This is a genomic window from Oceanobacillus sp. FSL W7-1309 (assembly GCF_038002145.1).
GTDB lineage: Bacteria > Bacillota > Bacilli > Bacillales > Amphibacillaceae > Oceanobacillus > Oceanobacillus profundus.
This window is the reverse complement of record NZ_JBBOBX010000002.1, coordinates 708,147-727,693: the sequence shown is the minus strand read 5'-3', so window position 1 is coordinate 727,693 and position 19,547 is coordinate 708,147. Positions and strand designations below refer to the sequence as shown.

Below are 19,547 nucleotides of genomic sequence, written 5' to 3'. Positions count from 1 at the left end.
AGGAGCCATTTTGCGTCACGCTCACAAAATTCATACAAAATCGGTAATAAAACAAAAGCATCACAAACAGGTGAAATGGGTCAAATTGAATGGATAAAGAATGTGAAAAAGTAGGAAGTAATCAATCTGAAAAATCATATTCCAGATACAGGAAAATTTTATAAATAAATTTAGACAATATAACATGGACCCAGAGATCAAAGGGGGCTTTTTTGCAGATATATCGGCTGAATTTGGTTGTGTAGATAAAGATAAGAGGTGGTTCATTAGACCACCTCTTAAGAAAACCAGTGCAATGCAAAGCAACAAGGTGATTACTTTTTTTCATTCCTGATTTCATTTGAACGAAAAGGGCATTGGCCGCTTCTTGGTTCTATGCCATCTGTAATAATATACTGTTTCCATTCTCTGTAACCTTCATTGCCGTATTCTCCTAAATCTGGATGAAAAGGGAGTTTTTCAATAGATTCCACCCTTGACCTAATTAAATTGATAGCATTTTTACCGCGATTTGTTTTGTAAGAGATATCATTAAAAATTCTTCTCGGTTGGAAGATTAAGATAAGGCTGTTTCCAATGTTTCTCGTAATCCTGTGTTTATACCCAGGCATGTTGGCAGAAACAAAAATTGGTTCTCCATCAAAACAAAATTCCCAATTGGCGTCATCCGGATGTATTGAGATATCTTCACACCATTCCATCTCATCATTCACATGTAAATAATTTATAATATCCCAAAAATAAGATTCATAATAAGCAAAAGGTTTTTCTGGAATTTCTGGTTTTATAAAAATAACAAAGGCATGCCTAGTCCTAGTTCTTCTCGATAGATCGAGAAATTCCCTGAGGACATGGGGCAAAGAATGAAAATTATCATTTTCAACATAAAAATACCTTAAATGTCCCTTTATTTCAGCAACTGTTCCAAATGGGCAAGGAAATTCTCTGTCAGAAACCACTTCTTTCCAATGGGCATATTCTTTTTTAAACCATTCGGGGATAGACTGATTATCCTCCTCGATAATTGTCTTCGTTAGTATAGTTGAAGGGGGTAACACTCTATATACATCTCCCTTGATTATTGATAGCATAAAAGACAAGCTCCTGCATTTTATAATTATGGGCTTTTGCTATATAGTATGGAAGAAGGTCCTTCACGGGTACCTTTTTTGCATGATTTTTCTCTCCATTATTTATTCTCCAGGTTGATTAACTACATTATAAAATGTTTCAACACGTTTTGATAAAATTGTAAAGAAGTGTAATTCAGCTAACGAAGCAGGATTGTTTTATAAGATAGGAAGATTTTGATGGGGATTTGGGAAAGAACTTTACTTAAAAACATCACGTGGTGTTTTTGAAATATTTGTAAAGGGTACAGGAGACCCATTTTGTGTCACTCATCATTATTCAGAATTTAATCACACAGGGGATTATTTTGCAGAGACATTTACAAAAAACAACAATGTATTCTTGATAAATTTAAGAGAAGCAGGTAATTCAGACAAGGCCAATGAACCGTATCAATTAAGTTTCTTGGAGACAATATATGATATAGAAGCTATTCGAGAAGAATTAGATTTATTTTAAACGAGTAAATAATGATGAGCAAATTTTTCGTTTAGACTTTCATGTCTTAAAAGTTGTAGAAGAGGGGAGTTTAGAGTTTCTTGTCTTAATAATTTTGATTTTTATATCTTTGAACAGATAATTCATGTAAAAATACCATTTAATTATATTATTACGTAAAATTTATACGCATATTAACAATGATGATTTGAAAAATGGAAGAATATCTTTCCGCAAATATTAGTAGTAGAACATTAGTTTATTTCAAATGATTGCTAAAAACAGAGAATGCATCTCAATCATTTAATTGAAATTGGACTGAAAAATTTATTAGCACAAAATGAAATATCTTTTAATAGCCAAACAAGACCGGATGATCGGATTCAATTTAAAACGACTTATGATAAAAAAGAGTTGTTAACTAATATAAAAAAATTTCCAAAGAGAATAATCTATTCATAAATGACGTGATAGAGGGTATAGTTTACATTTTATCAATTAAAAGGTTGTAGTAAACAACCTCTTTTCTATAAATTTTTCCTAGTTTACATAATATATATTATAGGAAGTAAACTAGGAAATCGAAATTCCCATCTCATAATATAAGTATACTTGTGATATTGAGATAAAATAAAAAATTACGCTATAAAATATATTCATAGCGTAATTTTTTATTTAATTTCCTACGTATGTTGCATTTGGTCTAAAAATTACATTGTTATTTTTCTGTTCAATTGCATGTGCACACCAACCAACGATTCGGCTTGAACTAAATATAGCTGTAAATAATTCTGGATCTAATTCCAGTGATTTCATAATTGCTGCAGCATAATATTCTACATTCGTATATAGCTTTTGATTTGGTTTCAGTTCATTTAATATATCAATCGTTACTTTCTCAGTCTCAACTGCTAATTCAATCCATTCTGGTGACGATTCCAGTTTGTAAATGATTTGCTTTAATGCTACTGCGCGTGGATCTACAGTCTTGTAAACCCTGTGACCAAATCCCATAATTCTCTCTTTATTTTTTATTTTATTGTGAATTACTTCACTTATTTGATCCTTTGTCGCGATTTCCTCTAATAAATCTATTACTCCAGATGGTGCTCCGCCATGTAATGGTCCTTTCATCGTTCCAATGGCACTTGTGATTGCTGAAACGAGATCACTTTCTGTTGAAATTGTCACTCTAGCTGCAAACGTCGATGCATTTAATCCGTGCTCCATTGTCATAATTAAATACGCTTCAAGTATTCTTGCGTTAGCTGTATTCGTTTCACCTGTTAACATATAAATAAAGTTCTCTACATGATTTAATCTTGGATTAGGTTCAATTACACCTAATTTTTTCATTACCCGGTAACGGTTCGCGATAATGGTTGGAATAATAGCGATTAATTGTATGGCCGTATCTTCTGCTTCTTCTTTTGCTGAAAGTGCTGAAATCGTTGTACGTAAAGCATCCATTATCGATTGCTCTATAGGAATGTTGGATAATATGTTCCTAATATAAGGAGGTAATTCCCTGTTCCCACGTAAAGCTGTTTGGAACAGCTGCAATTGATTTGGATTTGGAAAAACTCCATGCAGCAAGTAATATGCTATTTCCTCAAAGGAATAATTTTCTACCAATTTTTGTACTGAAATCCCTCTATACGTTAAATGACCATTTGCTCCATCAATATCACTTAATTTTGTTTCAACAGCTGTAACTCCTTTTAAACCTGGATAATACACGTAATCCTCCCCTTTCTCTTGTAAGTATAAATGAACAGAATCATTATTAAAATTTTTAATTTTTTAGTATAATAATAAATAAGTTTTATCAATGAGGTGATTATAATCGACCAAAGAACCTTACAAACATTTTTAATGGCTGCAGAGGTTGAAAATTTTAGAATTGTCGCAGAAAAATTATTTATGACCCAGCCTGCAATCACATCGAAAATGAAACTATTAGAAAAAGAACTTGGTGAGAGGCTCTTTATAAAACACGGTAGAAATGTACAGCTAACTGAGTTCGGAAGATTTTTTTATCAGGAGGCACAAGAGATCCTTTCTCAAATGGATAAAAGCTTGGAAGCTATCAATCGATATAAACAAGGATATCAACGAACGATTCGTATTGCTATTTCTCCCATGTTCACAGAGACTATTTTACCAAGTATATTACGAACATATATAGATGAAAATCCATATGTTGAAGTATCGATTCAAGTTGTTGAATCAATTGAAATTTCTTCTTTAATCGAAAATGGAGAAGTTGATATTGGCTTATCCTGTATTCCCGGGTTATCAAACGTAAAGTCAATAAAATTCCACGAAGAACCCGTTAGCCTTGTTTGTAATCATGATGGATATGATTTGGAAATTGGTCCTGTTATCGATGCGAAAGAATTATTAGAGAATCATATTTTATTTACAGATAATCATCCAAGTTATTGGAGCAATCTAAAAGAACAACTCAAGCAGCTCATCCCTGCTTTACGGATGATGAAAGTAAATCAAACACATGCTACAAAGCGTTTTGTAATGGAAGGCATTGGTATTAGCTTTTTGCCAAAATCAATAATCAAACGCGAACTGATGGAAGGAAGAATTTTAGAAGTTCCAATTGATTTTATAGACGTCCCTTCATCCAGTATGTACATCATTTGTAAGCCTGGACTTCCGATAGAAAAAGAATTTGTCCACTTTATTAAAAATTACCATTATAGTTAAATTCCAATTAAAAACATGGTCCTGTTCAATAGGACCATGTTTTTAATTTAATTTTTAATTCGTTTTAAAGGCTTTTTAGCAGGTCCGTCTAAAACCTCGCCTGTATAAGAAAATCGAGATCCGTGGCAAGGGCAATCCCATGAACGTTCACCGGAGTTCCACTCTACTTCACACCCTAAATGTGTACAAGTTGTATCCACCATATGGAGTTTACTATCTTTATCTTTATAAACACCAACTCGATTACCGTCGATCCTGGTAACTGTTGCGTCATCGGCCTTAAGGTCTTTAACCGTATCCTTTGTAAATTCTAGTTTTCCTTTTAACAAATGTTTCGCTACATCGGCATTTACCTCCATAAATTTCTTTACCGAAGGATCAGCTTGAAATCTTGATGGTTTAAATAGATCTGCATATGGATTTTCTTTACGCAAGATGGTATCTGACAGTATCTTAGCTGCAATTGTTCCATTCGTCATCCCCCATTTACGATAGCCTGTAGCAACAAGTACTGCATCCTCGTCTTTCATCGTTGGTCCGATATATGGCACTTTATCCAAGGTTGTTAAGTCTTGTGCTGACCACCTATAGTCAATTTTTTCGACTTGAAAGTGTACGTTAGCAAATTTCTGCAAGGCTTCATAATGCGCAATTGTAGAGTCGCCTTGACCTGTTTTATGATTTTCTCCACCAATGAGCACAAACTCCATATCATCATGCAACTTTACAGATCTAATGGAGCGTGTTGGTGATTCCGCACTAATATACATTCCTCCTGGAAAATCATTTGGCGACTTTCCTGCGATAAGATATGATCTTTCAGAAAACATGCGAGTAAAATAAAAGCTTTCCCGGTCATAGAAAGGGAAATGAGAAGCTACAATTACATATCGGCATGTTACTCGATGTCCATCCCTTGTTATGACACTAGGATGCTTATTATATTCAATATCTACAGCTGTTGTATTTTCATAAATAGTTACAGACTTTTGTAAGCTCTCTTCCACTAATGCTTTCAGATAGTTTAATGGATGAAATTGTGCTTGTGCCTGCATAACAAGAGCCGCTTTTACTGGAATATTAAGTGGTATGCTTTCGACTAATTTATTAGTTATTTTTAATTTGTCATATGCTTCTTTTTCCTTCTCTATTTTTTCCAAATATGTGTCATTGTTTGTGTAAAGATAAGCATCCTCTGTGGTGAGGCTGCATTCAATCCCCTTCTTACTTATTATGTCTTCAATAAACTGTTTCGCTTCTTCAGCAGCCTGATAATACAGGGATGCTTTTTCCAAACCAAAATGGTGAATTAATTCATCGTAAATCAGGCCATGCTGTGCTGTTATTTTCGCGGTAGTATGGCCTGTAGTTCCATTTAAAATGGAGCCTGCATCAAGTAATGCTACCTTAAGATTCTGTTTCGATAGTAAATACGCTGCAGTTATTCCTGTAATGCCTCCTCCAATAATGGCTACATCTGTTTTAATGGATTCATTTAAGGTCGAGAATTTCGGTAATGATAGATTTTCACGCCATATAGGTTCAGGAAATTGTGGTAATGTTGATTTAGCCAATCTGCCTCTCTCCTATCTATTTAGATAGAATCATTATTACCAATACAGGGAAATTTATGTACGACTTACAAAACGCATATAAAAATCCTACGATAAGAAACAGATTGTTAGCATAGTTAGCTTCATCAAGAAAAAAGCCGCAACCATGGTGGTATGCGGCTTACTGATTTGTTATCTGTCTTCAAAGAATGCACGGTTTAATGCAATATAAGGTGTTTCCTCTTCTGGGACCTCGTCTTCGATAAAAATTGCTTCTACCGGACAAACTGCCTCACATGCTCCGCAATCAATACAAATGTCAGGATCAATGTAAAACATATCTTTGCCTTCTTCTATACAATCAACAGGACATACTTCTACACATTCTCCTGCTTTTTCTGCTTTACAAGGTGATGTAATTACAAAAGCCAAACAAATCTCCTCCTTCGTACACAATGATGTATTATTACATGTATGTTTACCTATTATAGCGTATTATCTTAAAAAAATAAAAGATTCATCATTCTTTTCAATAAACATATGATGTAATATTCATGTTGAAAGGGAGAATGATAATGAAAATTACTGTACGTTTAGGTGATTCGCTTTGGTATTATAGCCAGTTATTTAACATCCCAGTAATCTTAATCGAAACCTCAAATCCCGGGATAAATGCATTACAAATTCAAGTTGGGCAAGAAATTAAAATACCAGGCTATTTACGAGAAAATTATACAATTGAACCGAATGATACATTTTGGACACTAGCAATCGAAAATAATATACCATTAGATTTGATAGAATTAATGAATTCGACAATTGATTCTTCACAGCTTCAGGTTGGCCAGACCATTTATCTGCCTCGGAGAGTTACTGAATTTGTAATTGATGATATAGCAAATTATACGTATGAAAGAATGGTAACAGATATAAATAAGCTGCTTTCCATTTATCCATTTATTATGAAAAGATCTATCGGTAGTTCTGTAATGGGCAAAGATATTACGGAACTGCAAATTGGTGCTGGACCAACTGAAGTTCACCTAAATGGATCATTTCATGCAAATGAATGGATTACTACTCCGATTATCATGCGATTTATTAATGAGTATGCTTTATCGCTTACAAATGGACTGCCTATCAATGACCTTGCAACGTTACCAATGTACCAAGCAACGCTATTTTCAGCTGTGCCGATGGTTAATCCGGATGGAGTAAATCTCGTAATACAGGGAGCATCTGCAGCTGGTGACTATAGTAATTCTGTTTTAGCTATTAATCAGCAAAGTCAAGATTTTTCAGGTTGGAAGGCAAATATTAATGGCGTTGATTTAAATAATCAATTTCCTGCTTTATGGGAAATTGAAGCAGATAGAAAACCAACAATTCCACAACCTAGAGATTTTCCAGGAACTGCTCCATTAACAGAACCAGAAGCAATTGCAATGGCAAATTTAGCTGAAGAAAGAAACTTTAGAAGGATGAACGCTTTTCATACTCAAGGAAAAGTTATTTTTTGGGGATTTGAAGGATTAGAGCCACCTGAATCCGCAGAAATTGTAAATGAGTATGAAAGAGTCAGTGGCTATACACCTATTCAATATGTTGATAGTTATGCAGGATATAAGGATTGGTTTATTCAAGAATTTCGAAGACCTGGCTTTACAGTAGAACTTGGAGAAGGTGTCAACCCCCTGCCGATCGAGCAATTTCAGGAAATTTATGAAGACAGCTTGGGAATAATGTTAGCAAATTTATACTTATAATTCTTGTTCAAGATGAAAAGGACCTAAAGCAGGACGTGTCGGTAGCTAATCGAACGTCCTCTGTTCTCGATGTGTCATTTTTTTGAACAACCTCTTACAATTCATTTGGTCTCCAGACACATTCCAGCATACTGTCAGTATCATCAAACTGCAACAGATAGATATCTGGATTTCTTAATTCTTTCCATTGATTAAAGCCAAAGCGTTTATCAAATTGATGAAAAACATGGGATAATAAATTTCCATGACTGACTATAATAGCATGTTTAATAGAAGAGTCATTATAAAGAGGATTTAAAACCCCATTACATCGATGCAATAGATCTCGTGCAGACTCTCCACCTGGCAACGAAAAATGTTCATCCAAAAAGGATTGTTCCAGTCCATCCATCCAGTCTTCAACCGGCTCTTCACTAAGAATACGCTCTTTTAAACGTTCGTCAATTTGAATCGTTGAATCTGTTAATTCTGCATATGGCTTAATACTTTCAATCGCTCTTAAGTAAGGACTTGAAAGAATTAGATCAAACGTTATCGGCAGCTCATTAAAATATTCGGCTAGCTCTCTTGCTTGTTTAATTCCGTCTTTTGTTAACGGAGAATCCCTGTGTTGACCGTGAGCGGAACAATGTCTGACAAAATAAATTTTTTTCATGTTCGATCATCCCTCCAGTTTGGATGGTTCTCTACTAAGTCTACAGTTGGATAAGTTGTAAATGAGTAGATAAATTATAGCATCAAATGTTGGAATAGAAAACAATATATTCTAAAATTTAATGAAAATATAATGAACAAAAGCAAAAGCACCTGCATAGCGAGGTGTGACTGGTCGTGGTCGCTCCGAGATGAAGTTATCCACTGCATACAAACTATATAGTTTCCTGGCAGGAATAAAAAATAACAGGATTGCTCCTGTTATTTTTTTAATTCTTCACTTCTTTAAAATAATCTTTCCTAAATCCTGCCATCCGGTTACTATTATCAATGATAAAGTAAAATTCATCCGATTCATTTTTTACATCATAGATTTTTCCTGGTGTAAGCTTATGATGAACAATAAATTTCTTAGCATCTGCATGAACACATTCAATTTTTTTTAGTGTTTCTCTATTTCCCCAATTTAAGTGAATCATTTTTTATTCCTTCTTTCTGGTTTACATAATAATATTACCGTTAATTAAATAAATGTAGGTATTCCCCGTACCCTTCATCAGCCATTTTTTCTTTCGGGATAAAGCGCATTGCAGCAGAATTCATACAATAACGTAACCCACCAGCCTCCACTGGTCCATCTTCAAATACATGTCCTAAATGAGAGTTTGAACTATTACTTTTAACTTCTGTTCGTATCATCCCATGAGTAGTATCCATGTTTTCTTTTAGTTGATATGCGTCAATCGGCTTCGTAAAGCTTGGCCAACCACAGCCAGCATCATATTGATCTTGTGAGGAAAAAAGGGCTTTTCCAGACACAACATCAACATAAATGCCTTCCTTGTTATTATCCCAATACTCATTCTGAAAAGGACGCTCAGTCCCATTCTCTTGTGTTACATGATACTGGATTGGTGTTAACTTTTTCTTTAACGCTGCTTTATCATACTTCTCTTGCCAATTATCCTTAATAAAATCTTCCCTACCTGATCCTTTTTTATATAGCCGGTAATGGAACGATTGCTTTTTATAATAATCCTGGTGACTGTCTTCCGCACGGTAGAAGGGTTTAGCAGGAAGAATTTGTGTAGCAATCGGTTTAGAGAATTTCCCACTTGCTTCCAATTTTTGCTTTGATTTCTCGGCAATCTGCTTTTGTGATTCATCATGATAGAAGATTGCTGTTTGATAGGACTCTCCCCTATCATTAAATTGTCCCCCTGCATCTGTTGGATCGATTTGCTGCCAGAAAGTGTTTACTAGTTCCTCATAAGACATATAATTTGGATTAAATGTTATTTGCACTGCTTCCACATGTCCTGTGGTATTTGTGCAAACCTGTTCATATGTTGGATTTTCAACATGCCCTCCAGTATAACCAGAAACGATGCTTTCAATTCCAGGACGTTGATCAAAGGGTTCGACCATGCACCAGAAACACCCACCTGCAAATGTTGCTAACTTTAAATTTGTAGACATGTAAATACCTCCAGTATAAATTGAATTGCTCTTATCAAACTATATATACTCATATGAAAATTATCATCTTTATCAGATTAACTTAAAGTAATCCAATGGCTTATCTTTATTTTTCCCTTTTTATAGAGAAAAATCAAGTGGGGCGACTTAAAATGTTATATATACAATCTGGGTTTTGGAACATTGATTGTAGATGACCGTTTTGTTCTTGATGCAGCCGCACTTTCTTGTGATTCAGATGGTTTACTTTCATGCGTCTCAGTGACTTCTTCTTTATCATCACTTTTTTCTATTTCTTTAAAAACCTTTATCATTCGATACATTGCAGGTAGATTTTTTATCATTGGTCCGTATTCTTTCACAATCGGAGCTCCTGTTTGAACCATGTTTAGTACTTGCTGCACCCCGTCGAGTGTCTTTGAAAGACCGCTCATAACTCCTTTTCCTCCTACTTTAGTTGTCTTCAATTGGCTAGGTTGTATGCTACGCTGCATTGATCTGTTCATTGTGGAAGGATAGAACTGTCGTTGTCTTTGTTGCCTGGATGGAAGTAACATAGGATATCCCCTTTCAACATAAAATCCTCTATGATTAGTTTACGTTTATTTGCATTAATATGTGTAGGCAAATAAATAGGTGAGGAAATATTTCCTGGGAAACCGCAGGAATCAACAAATACTACACGATCTCTCATTCTAAATCAAAAAATAAGTCGTAATTTGTAATATTAATGCCACACTTAACATACATGGGATTTCTGATAATTGATCAAACGTTTGTTTAATTTTAGAATTTAACTAACCCCCTAGATACATTTCTAGGGGGTTGGTTAAGCGAGAAGTTTGGTCTTTTTTAATCGGATTGATAGATCTCCCACAATTCATCAAAAACATTTACTGCATTTGGAAAGGGGCTGTTCCATTCTAAATAATCACTTACATCATTATAATCCGTTGCTTGTTTAGGGAAATTATGATCTTTAAATGCCCAGTCTGCAAGTCTTGATTTTTCATCAGGTCTTGTTTTACCACGATAAGTCAATAAGAAATGATAAAAAGAACGCATCTAATCCCCCATTACGAAATGTTGTTTTCTTGCATAAAGGCTTCATTTTTCCGCAGCTTCTTTCGGTAAACGATTCGAGACATATAGATACTGATTTCATATAGAATTATTAACGGAATAGCCACTACAAGTTGTAAAACAAAATCTGGTGGTGTAATTAATACACCAATTACAATTAAAATAAAATAGGCATATTTTCTGTTTTTAGATAGGAAATCAGGAGTAATTACTCCTAAAGTCGTTAAGAACATTGTTATGAGTGGTAATTCAAATAGCAACGCAAACGGCAATGTTACCCGTAATAAGAATTTGAAATAGCGATCCACTGTAAACATGACATTAAACATACCATCGTTTAATGAAAGTAAAAACGGCATAATCAATTTAACAAATACGATATAGCCGAATACTAATCCACCAATAAACAGTAAAAATAGAGCTGGAATATAGGATAAAGATGCTTTTCGCTCATACGGCGTCAATCCAGGTTTAATAAATGCCCAAATTTCATAGGATAGAACTGGAATCGTACCAATGATTGCTACTAATCCTGCCATCGAAAAATAAATCCAAATAATTTCAGTTGGACTTATTACGGTTAATTCTAAATCTATATCTTTACGAAAAAAAGAATAAATATCTTCTACAAATATAAACCCAACAATAAAAAAAACAATAAAGAAAACTGCTGTTATAATGAGTCTGTTTCTTAATTCGGATAAGTGGCCAACTAAATTCATATCCTTATCATTATTTACTTGTTGCTGGTCTTCTGTCATTCTAATCACTCCCTACCATCTATAGAACAAAAGCGCAAACGCCCGGTTAGCGACGTACGGACTGCGTCCCGAACTTTGACGTGGTTCGATGGATCGAACATTCCTATGCAGGAGATTCACTCCAAAGTATAAGATGATCTATGACTTTCGCCTCTACGGGCGAGAGTCAAGTTCATCTAAAAAGACCCCTTTAGGGTATGCCCATGTTAGGCGTAGCCTGGTTTTAATCGCCCATCCTTTTACTAAAGTCAGGTGCCAGCTTTCACCGCAAGGGTATACGTGCGACTAGGCCTCTTGTATTAGCCAGTCGGCAAGTCTTCTTTATCCTGTCATGAGGTGAGGGAAGTATCGCTAACGCTTAAGCGCTGCAGCTGGACTTGGCTGTTTAGGTAACAATGTTATCCACAGCATTCAAATTTTATTGCTTCCTAAGTTAGCACAAAAGAAGATGTAAGGAATAGTCCCTACACCTCCATCACCGATCTATTAACTGTTTTTATCTTCGCTTTTATTTTCTTTATCGTTTACGATGCCCTGTGTAGCATTCTTAAATTCCCGTAGAGAGTTTCCAAAAGCCTTGCCGATTTCAGGTAATTTAGACGGGCCAAAAACGATTAATGCAACAATAAGTATTAGAATTAAACCAGGAATCCCAATGTTACCTAACATTTTGTATCACTCCGAAATTTATTTAGTTTCTTTGCTGTCACCATGAACAATTGCCTTTACTTCGTTTATTTCCCCTTTCGCATCTTCTGTTAGATTGCGAGTAGAGTTTTTGAATTCACGCAGCGTCTGTCCAGCAGCTTTACCAATTTCCGGGAGTTTCTTTGGACCAAATACAATCAATGCAAGTAAAACAATCAATATTAACCCAGGCACCCCGATATTTGCTAACATGTGTACACCTTCTCTATGCTAAAATTTAACTCATAAAATCAGCTGATTTTAGAATACAGCAAATTCTATCTATATTTTACCTCTTTATTCCCTATTAAACAAGCGCTGCTATTTTCTATCATATTGTAAAAAATAATAGTCATAAGGATTCGTTTCGTTTCTCTCACCTTTAACTTTAGCTGTTAATTCCCATTCACCTTCTGAAAAGCTCGGGAAAAAGGTATCCCCATCAAATTCTTCATCAATCCAAGTAATATACATTCGATCCGCTATATCAATTACTTGATTAAAAATATTTCCGCCGCCAATAATGAAATACTCTTTATCCGGATTGTCCGTATTCCATTCAACTACTGTTTGTAACTGGTCAATTACCTTCACATGTTCCGGAAAATCAGTTTTTGACTTCGTTAATACGACATTCTCACGATTCGGTAACGCGCCTCCCATGGAATCGTATGTTTTTCTCCCCATAATAATCGTATTACCAGTTGTTTTTTCTTTAAAAAAACGTAAATCTTTTGGAAGATGCCATGGCATTTCATTGTTTAGACCAATAACGTGATTGCGATCCATTGCGAGTAATAATGATATCATTTCTGTCCCTCCACTGCTTAAACTGCGATTGGTGCTTTAATACTTGGATGTGGATTGTAATCTACAATTTCAAAATCTGTAAGTTCAAAATCAAAAATAGATGATTTTTCCTGATTTATCTTTAAGCTAGGAAAGGCACGTACCTCACGCTTAAGCTGTGTTTGAACTTGTTCAACATGGTTTGAATAGATATGTGCGTCTCCAAGTGTGTGTACAAACTCCCCAACTTCTAAGTTACATTCATGTGCAATTAAATGTGTCAATAAAGCATAGCTTGCAATGTTGAATGGCACCCCAAGGAAAACATCTGCACTTCGCTGATACAACTGACAAGAAAGCTTGCCATCTGCAACATAAAATTGGAATAAGGTGTGGCAAGGTGGCAATGCCATTTCCGGAAGATCCTCTGGATTCCATGCCGACACAATATGCCTTCTGGAGTTAGGGTTATGACGAATGGATTCAATCACTTCCTGTACTTGATCGATTGTTTCATTGCGTGACGTTTTCCATTTACGCCACTGTTTTCCATAAACAGACCCAAGATCACCGAACGTCTTTGCAAATTCCTCATCTTTGCAGATTCTTTCCTTAAATAAGTTCATTTGCTCCTGATACAACAGATTAAATTCTTCATCCTCTTGGCTGCGGATTCCGAAATTTGTCATATCTGGACCGGTGTATTTTTCACTATGAATCCATTTTTCAAACGCCCATTCATTCCAAATATTATTATTGTTTTCCAATAGATAGCGTATATTCGTATCTCCCTTTAGAAACCAGAGAAGTTCACTTGCAACAAGTCGAAATGGTACTCTTTTTGTTGTTAATAATGGAAACCCTTCACTTAAGTCAAAGCGCATTTGATGTCCAAAAACAGAGTATGTTCCTGTATTTGTTCGATCTCCTTTTTTAAAGCCGTTATCAAGGATATGCTGACATAGATCCAAGTAGGCTTGTTCACCTTTTATCATGCTATCACTCCTAACCCCTATGCCTTGCATAAGAAACAGTATTTAAACATTAATTGTTATTATAACAGATTTTATTGAGGCTGAGCCAAAAGTATTTTTATGAAATAAAAACCGAACATGATTGGTGCAAATAACCCGCTCCGGATATATACTTCGCTAAGTTTATGCAACGTTCGTCTTTAACATTAAACACTTTTGTTATGTCCCAGCTTCCTCCTTTCTAGACATATTTCTAGAAATATACGTGACAGTTATTTATTGAATAAAAATAGAATGATCAAATTTCTTAAACTGCACGTTTACCATTCTTGAAAAAATTGTTTAAGAAACGATTCCATATATTGATGGCGTTCTTTCGCCATTTCTCTGGCTGATTCTGTATGCATTAAATCTTTTAACGTCAAAAGCTTATCATAAAAATGCTGAATGGATGTCGATTTACTGTTTGGGTGATACATTAGTTGCTGATTAGCACCCCCAAACGCAAACGTTCTCGCAATGCCAATTGCCCCAATCGCATCCAGTCGGTCCGCATCTTGAACAATTCTTCCTTCTAAAGTGTCTGGAACAGCAATTCCCTTACTAAAAGAAATTCCAGAAATAATATGATTAATTTCATTAATTTGGATTTTATTTAAAGAAATATCACATAAAAAAGTGTTCATTTCCTCTATAGCTTCATTTGGATTATGGAAGAGCTTCCTATCGCCAACATCATGCAACCAAGCAGCCGCTTCACAAAGAAAAACATTAGCCTGCTCCACTTCAGCAATCTTTCTAGAGATACGTGCAACACGTTCCATATGGAAATAATCATGACCTGATTCGTCAGCTTGAAACAATGTGAATACATAATCTCGAATGTGCTTAATTTGTACTTCTTTTTCCATTATGATAATCCCATAATTTTCCCGTTTGCATCTATATCCATGTGTAAGGCGGCAGGTGTCTTAGGTAATCCTGGCATTGTCATGAGATCACCTGTTAGAACAACTATAAATCCAGCTCCAATAGAAGCTTTTAACTCGCGAATAGAAATTGTAAAACCGCTCGGTCGGCCTAATAATGTTGGGTCATCTGATAAAGAATATTGTGTTTTGGCCATACAGACTGGCAGATTGCCCCATCCTTGTTTTTCAAAGAAAACAATTTGTTTCTTTGCCTTTAGTGATAATTCAATATCATCAGCACCATATACCGTCTGTGCTATTTTTCTTATCTTCGTTTCTAACGTATCATTAGCATTGTAAGTTCGAGTAAACTTGGTTTCAGACGTCATTGTTTTCGTCATAACTTTCCTAGCTAGCTCAATACCGCCAGCTCCGCCTTTAGCCCATACATCTGCTAATGCTACATCGATTCCTCTGGATTGGCACCAAGATTCGATAAAATCTGTTTCAGCACTTGTATCAGTTGGGAATTTATTAATGGCAATTACATATGGGAGCCCAAATCGTTCAATGGTATCAATATGTTTATTTAAGTTTTCCATGCCCGCTTTCAACGCCTCGATGTTTTCTGTATTCAAATTCTCCTTTGTTACGCCGCCGTGCATTTTTAATGCTCTGACAGTAGCTACAATAACAATTGCATCAGGATGAAAATTACCTGCTTGCGTTTTTATATTCAGGAATTTTTCAGCACCTAAATCCGCTCCAAAGCCAGCTTCAGTTATAACATAATCACCTAATTTTGCAGCGGTTTTTGTAGCGATTATACTATTACAACCATGTGCAATATTGGCAAAAGGACCACCGTGGATGACAGCTGCCGTATTTTCGATTGTTTGTACGAGATTTGGCTTGAATGCATCCTTTAAAAGTAATGTTAAAGCTCCTTCTACTTCAAGATCTTTCACTGTAACTGGATGATCATCATATGTATAGCCAATAACAATTTTTGAAAGTCTTGTTTTCAAATCTTCCATGTTATCTGCTAGACATAAAATGGCCATTATTTCTGAGGCGGCTGTTATTGTATAGCCATCCTCTCTAGGTACACCTTGGGAAGAACCTCCTAGACCAACAACTACCTGTCTCAGCGCTCGATCATTCATATCAACAACCCGTTTCCACTCCACTTTTCTCGGATCAATATGTAACTTATTATCGCGGTGAATATGATTGTCGATTACGGCAGATAACAAGTTATTTGCACTCGTGATTGCATGGATATCCCCGGTAAAATGAAGATTAATTTCTTCCATCGGTAATACTTGGGAATAACCTCCTCCAGCGGCTCCTCCCTTCAATCCCATCACAGGACCAAGCGATGGTTCACGCAAGGCGATAACAGCCTTTTCTCCTAACTGATTTAACGCTTGCCCTAAGCCAACTGTTACGGTTGACTTTCCTTCTCCTGCAGGTGTGGGATTAATGGAGGTTACGAGAATTATTTTTCCGTTTGGCTTGTCTTTCCATTTTTCTAATAATTTATCGGAAAGCTTTGCTTTTGTATAACCATAAGGTTCGTAGTGATCCGTGGTTAAATCGAGCATTTTCGCAATTTCGGTTATGGGTTTTAATTTTGCCTGTTGGGCGATTTCTATATCTGTTTTCATATCGATGCTCCTTTTCATAGTTCTATAATATAGTTTAACCCTTTCCATTGCTTTTTTCATTAACAAATGGATAATGGATAAATGTAAAGATTTGATAAATGCAGAATTTAAGTGTTAATTTCTTGACGAGTTGTTCCAAATAAGCTATATTAGGGGCAAGCAAAGAAGATGTACGGAATCATTGACGAAAAGGCAGCTTCTATAGAAGTGGATGCAATATGATCCTACACTTCTATAGAACCTGCCTTTTTTAATATATTCTGAGTCTATACTTTGTATTAACACGCATTTCACGTGGGAATTTGGGAGGAATAAGACATGGAAAACGGAGTAGTAAAATGGTTCAATGCTGAAAAAGGCTATGGATTTATCCAATTGGAAGAAGGTAATGATGTATTCGTCCATTACTCAGCAATCCAAGAGGAAGGCTTCAAGTCTTTAGAAGAAGGGCAAGAAGTTACTTTTGAAATTGTTGAAGGCGAACGCGGTCCACAAGCCGCAAATGTTGTAAAAAAATAAGCAAAACACATAGAAGTGAAAGCAGTGATTATTCACTGCTTTTTTATTATACTTTTAAAACCATAGACGCTGCCTGTGAAAGTTATAGAGGTATCATGAAAAAGAAAAAATCTCCTAGCGTTATATAGACTTTGTGAATTGTACGTACCATATAGCGTTTACCCAAATATAGAAGTAAACTTTTATATGAAAAGATAATAACAAGCATAGGATTAATCTTACAAAGACTGTGTACATGAATGCAGAGTGCCAGAAAATACGGATTAATAACGTTAACGAAATTACAAAAAGCCTAATTTTTCTTTATTAAAAATGAGAAATGGGGCTTTTAGTTACTCCTTTTTGGGAAACTTTAAACAAGCAAACACTGTCTGACACAATCGATCAGGTGAAAAATTACATTATTCGTCACCCTTAATACTCTCAATAATTCTGGCAACCTTAAATTCGAATATCTATTATCGGAACGAGGTCAAGTATATCTGAAGCATCAGAACCAATTAGAAATACGCTATTCTTTCTTGCATATACAATAGTAAATCAAGTTCATAGGTTAGATTACAAACTATCTCTTACTATTAAATGTGATCATCAGGAGCTTTGTCTGCTACAACATTTAGAATGATGTTATGCTCAAGAAGTGCCTTTAGTGCACAAAGGACCATCGTGTATCCTCCCATTGATCCAATAGCATAGTTTACCATATCATCTCCATTGCCTGGAAACCCTGAGTTTGTAATTGAGACAAATGTTTCGTTTTCTGTTCGGGGAGTAAATATCCACTCAGTTTTAGTGCTGTCTGAGGATTCAATCCGAATTATTTTGTTTTGCTCGATTTCTTTTACAAAAAGGTCATCAGAAACGCCGTACATCTCCCATTCCCACTTTATATGCTTCCCCTCTTCTAATCTCCCACTGCTTTTGGTAAACCAAAATTTTGTAGTTATTTCCGGATTGATAAAAGCTTCAAATACTTCTTCAACCGGTCTGCGAATAAGCATTTCTGATTTTATAACCGGTATATGATTCAGTGTTATCATTTTAATTTCTCCTTTCATCATTTAAAATCAATTCCTCATAAGTCTCTTTAACTAACACTTCTACATCTTTCATTGCTTCAAACATTTCGATCCAAGCTTTTTTTGAGGTATATACCTCTTTCCTGTTAGAATGTACTTTATGTTTTATAGTTACATCTGAACTATTCTTGAGGGAGGAATCACAAGAGTTACATAATCTTGCATCAGGTAGGTCGTCCACTGCTGTATTTTTCAGGTTTATCCATTGTTGTATCGAAGATTATATGGGTTATGTCAGTCGGAATTATTGTTTGTTTCTGCTACACGTTTAATCCATTCTAATTTTCTATCCCAATCCGCTTCACTCGATAGTTGTTCTGGACACACTTTGTATCGAACTTCCCGCCCAACACGTTTGGAGGTAACTAATCCAGCATTATCCATAACTGAGGTGTTTAACAACCGCTTGACGAGATACAGTTACCTTAGTCGCCAATGTTGTTGCTGTTACTTGTCCTATAATTGCAATGTGGTCAAGCAGCTCACGACGAGTTGGGTCTGCTAACGCAATTAGAACCTTTTCAAAATTTTTATTGTCTGCAGATGGCATATTACTGCTCAGCAAGTTTTCGCACCGTTTCCAATTGATAAATCCATCCCTTTACATTTTCTTTAAAAAATTTATGTTTTTCTTCCTCAGAAACGGCAAGGCTGGAAAATCCACTTTCTACTACACTAAGCCAAGTACCCCCATCCTTTTCTTTCAGCATAAACTCAACGAGTGTAGAGTTATCTTCTCCTGGCTCCTCACCGGGAAATGAACTTGCCCACCGACATGAAAGGTAGTTAGGTGAATCTTCTTGTTCAATTAATACCGTGAATTTACCATACTTCGTATCCGCTACAATATGTGACCCGTCTACTTGTACCCTGTCTGGTCCTGGTGCATCACCCACCCACCATGCTGGTTGGCTTATCAACTCCCATACCGTTTGAACAGATGCATTAATAAAGATCTCTCGTTCAATACGATCATCATTCATTACCACTCCTCCTAACTTTAGGACGTGCAACCATAGGTTAGCACATATTTCTACTATGTCCAACTTTATAATTGCACTTAAATTTAGCGGTTGGCGATCACTTGGAGTGGTCGCTTTAGTCTTTATTATTTAAAGTGCCCTTATAGAGCGAACGGGCGGATAGTTTACTTCTTCGTATTTCTTCTAATCTAAAAAACCATACAGTAGTCCAGTTTATTGTCAAGATAAATAGGTATTTATTCATACTTATTTCACATACTTTTTATACTTAAAAGTTAGTAAAGTCCTAAGATATATAGTTACTAGCGTAATTGAACAAATTGTGAAACGTTAATTATTTCACTAA

The 19,547-nt window shown here is 35.6% G+C and carries 23 protein-coding genes and 1 pseudogene; 4 read left to right on the top strand and 20 right to left on the bottom strand.

Annotated elements, in window-relative coordinates; translation table 11 throughout:
* Positions 1-314: 314 nt before the first annotated feature.
* Positions 315-1,091 carry a YqcI/YcgG family protein gene (locus NST46_RS16285; RefSeq protein ID WP_095306908.1) on the bottom strand — a complete coding sequence of 259 codons (777 nt, stop codon included), beginning with the start codon at positions 1,089-1,091 and terminating at the stop codon, positions 315-317.
* A gap of 271 nt (positions 1,092-1,362) precedes the next feature.
* Here NST46_RS16285 and NST46_RS16280 point away from each other — a divergent pair.
* Positions 1,363-1,584 (top strand): annotated as a pseudogene (locus NST46_RS16280) (alpha/beta fold hydrolase); the annotation flags it as partial.
* 660 nt (positions 1,585-2,244) lie between these two features.
* Here the strand turns inward: NST46_RS16280 and NST46_RS16275 are convergent.
* Positions 2,245-3,309, bottom strand: a complete 1,065-nt coding sequence (locus NST46_RS16275; RefSeq protein ID WP_341137483.1) for a citrate synthase/methylcitrate synthase — start codon at positions 3,307-3,309, stop codon at positions 2,245-2,247.
* 96 nt (positions 3,310-3,405) lie between these two features.
* Between NST46_RS16275 and NST46_RS16270 the strand changes: the two genes are divergently transcribed.
* Entirely contained in the window at positions 3,406-4,293 is an 888-nt protein-coding gene (locus NST46_RS16270) for a LysR family transcriptional regulator (RefSeq protein ID WP_303449256.1), read from the top strand.
* A 47-nt stretch (positions 4,294-4,340) separates the two neighbouring features.
* Here the strand turns inward: NST46_RS16270 and NST46_RS16265 are convergent, their stop codons facing one another.
* Both NST46_RS16265 and NST46_RS16260 read right to left on the bottom strand, forming a co-directional pair.
* Entirely contained in the window at positions 4,341-5,867 is a 1,527-nt protein-coding gene (locus tag NST46_RS16265; RefSeq protein WP_341137482.1) for an FAD-dependent oxidoreductase, read from the bottom strand.
* A gap of 171 nt (positions 5,868-6,038) precedes the next feature.
* Positions 6,039-6,278: an indolepyruvate ferredoxin oxidoreductase subunit alpha gene (locus tag NST46_RS16260; RefSeq protein WP_303449252.1), complete on the bottom strand. Its 240-nt coding sequence runs from the start codon at positions 6,276-6,278 to the stop codon at positions 6,039-6,041.
* A gap of 143 nt (positions 6,279-6,421) precedes the next feature.
* On the opposite strand from NST46_RS16260, the gene NST46_RS16255 reads away from it, so the two are divergent.
* Positions 6,422-7,612, top strand: a complete 1,191-nt coding sequence (locus NST46_RS16255) for a M14 family metallopeptidase (protein WP_341137481.1) — start codon at positions 6,422-6,424, stop codon at positions 7,610-7,612.
* 94 nt (positions 7,613-7,706) lie between these two features.
* On the opposite strand, the gene NST46_RS16250 is transcribed toward NST46_RS16255, so the two are convergent.
* The 12 genes from NST46_RS16250 to NST46_RS16195 form a co-directional block, all read right to left on the bottom strand.
* Positions 7,707-8,267 carry a histidine phosphatase family protein gene (locus tag NST46_RS16250; RefSeq protein ID WP_340001926.1) on the bottom strand — a complete coding sequence of 187 codons (561 nt, stop codon included), beginning with the start codon at positions 8,265-8,267 and terminating at the stop codon, positions 7,707-7,709.
* Between the two features lie 268 nt (positions 8,268-8,535).
* Positions 8,536-8,745, bottom strand: coding sequence for a DUF6501 family protein (locus NST46_RS16245; protein ID WP_095309084.1), 210 nt, complete (start codon positions 8,743-8,745; stop codon positions 8,536-8,538).
* 40 nt (positions 8,746-8,785) lie between these two features.
* Positions 8,786-9,745, bottom strand: coding sequence for a peptide-methionine (S)-S-oxide reductase MsrA (gene msrA / locus NST46_RS16240; protein ID WP_095309082.1), 960 nt, complete (start codon positions 9,743-9,745; stop codon positions 8,786-8,788).
* A gap of 155 nt (positions 9,746-9,900) precedes the next feature.
* Positions 9,901-10,179: a YqfQ family protein gene (locus NST46_RS16235; RefSeq protein ID WP_240033789.1), complete on the bottom strand. Its 279-nt coding sequence runs from the start codon at positions 10,177-10,179 to the stop codon at positions 9,901-9,903.
* Positions 10,180-10,597: 418 nt separating this feature from the next.
* The gene (locus tag NST46_RS16230) at positions 10,598-10,810 is read right to left on the bottom strand and encodes a YozE family protein (RefSeq protein WP_095309077.1); all 213 of its coding nucleotides are present in this window, start codon (positions 10,808-10,810) and stop codon (positions 10,598-10,600) included.
* An 11-nt stretch (positions 10,811-10,821) separates the two neighbouring features.
* Entirely contained in the window at positions 10,822-11,589 is a 768-nt protein-coding gene (tatC, locus tag NST46_RS16225) for a twin-arginine translocase subunit TatC (RefSeq protein WP_095309075.1), read from the bottom strand.
* 486 nt (positions 11,590-12,075) lie between these two features.
* Positions 12,076-12,258 carry a twin-arginine translocase TatA/TatE family subunit gene (gene tatA, locus NST46_RS16220; RefSeq protein WP_095309073.1) on the bottom strand — a complete coding sequence of 61 codons (183 nt, stop codon included), beginning with the start codon at positions 12,256-12,258 and terminating at the stop codon, positions 12,076-12,078.
* An 18-nt stretch (positions 12,259-12,276) separates the two neighbouring features.
* Positions 12,277-12,489: a twin-arginine translocase TatA/TatE family subunit gene (gene tatA / locus NST46_RS16215; RefSeq protein ID WP_095309071.1), complete on the bottom strand. Its 213-nt coding sequence runs from the start codon at positions 12,487-12,489 to the stop codon at positions 12,277-12,279.
* Positions 12,490-12,597: 108 nt separating this feature from the next.
* Entirely contained in the window at positions 12,598-13,086 is a 489-nt protein-coding gene (locus tag NST46_RS16210; protein WP_095309069.1) for a dihydrofolate reductase, read from the bottom strand.
* Positions 13,087-13,103: 17 nt separating this feature from the next.
* Positions 13,104-14,060: a thymidylate synthase gene (locus NST46_RS16205; protein ID WP_095309067.1), complete on the bottom strand. Its 957-nt coding sequence runs from the start codon at positions 14,058-14,060 to the stop codon at positions 13,104-13,106.
* A gap of 299 nt (positions 14,061-14,359) precedes the next feature.
* Positions 14,360-14,950, bottom strand: coding sequence for an HD domain-containing protein (locus NST46_RS16200; RefSeq protein WP_340001928.1), 591 nt, complete (start codon positions 14,948-14,950; stop codon positions 14,360-14,362).
* A complete protein-coding gene (locus tag NST46_RS16195; RefSeq protein WP_303449239.1) occupies positions 14,950-16,620 on the bottom strand; it encodes a formate--tetrahydrofolate ligase in 1,671 nt (556 codons plus the stop codon). Before NST46_RS16195 ends, NST46_RS16200 begins: the two co-directional genes overlap by 1 nt.
* A gap of 318 nt (positions 16,621-16,938) precedes the next feature.
* On the opposite strand from NST46_RS16195, the gene NST46_RS16190 reads away from it, so the two are divergent.
* On the top strand, positions 16,939-17,139 hold the full coding sequence (locus NST46_RS16190) for a cold-shock protein (protein ID WP_095309061.1): 201 nt from the start codon (positions 16,939-16,941) through the stop codon (positions 17,137-17,139).
* 578 nt (positions 17,140-17,717) lie between these two features.
* On the opposite strand, the gene NST46_RS16185 is transcribed toward NST46_RS16190, so the two are convergent.
* From NST46_RS16185 to NST46_RS16170, 4 genes are all read right to left on the bottom strand, one after another.
* Complete coding sequence (locus NST46_RS16185; RefSeq protein WP_341137480.1) at positions 17,718-18,179, bottom strand: SRPBCC family protein; 462 nt, start codon at positions 18,177-18,179, stop codon at positions 17,718-17,720.
* A gap of 273 nt (positions 18,180-18,452) precedes the next feature.
* The gene (locus NST46_RS16180; RefSeq protein WP_341137479.1) at positions 18,453-18,602 is read right to left on the bottom strand and encodes a hypothetical protein; all 150 of its coding nucleotides are present in this window, start codon (positions 18,600-18,602) and stop codon (positions 18,453-18,455) included.
* Entirely contained in the window at positions 18,595-18,783 is a 189-nt protein-coding gene (locus tag NST46_RS16175) for a helix-turn-helix domain-containing protein (RefSeq protein ID WP_341137478.1), read from the bottom strand. Before NST46_RS16175 ends, NST46_RS16180 begins: the two co-directional genes overlap by 8 nt.
* Positions 18,770-19,201 carry an SRPBCC domain-containing protein gene (locus NST46_RS16170; RefSeq protein ID WP_341137477.1) on the bottom strand — a complete coding sequence of 144 codons (432 nt, stop codon included), beginning with the start codon at positions 19,199-19,201 and terminating at the stop codon, positions 18,770-18,772. Before NST46_RS16170 ends, NST46_RS16175 begins: the two co-directional genes overlap by 14 nt.
* Positions 19,202-19,547: the final 346 nt, after the last annotated feature.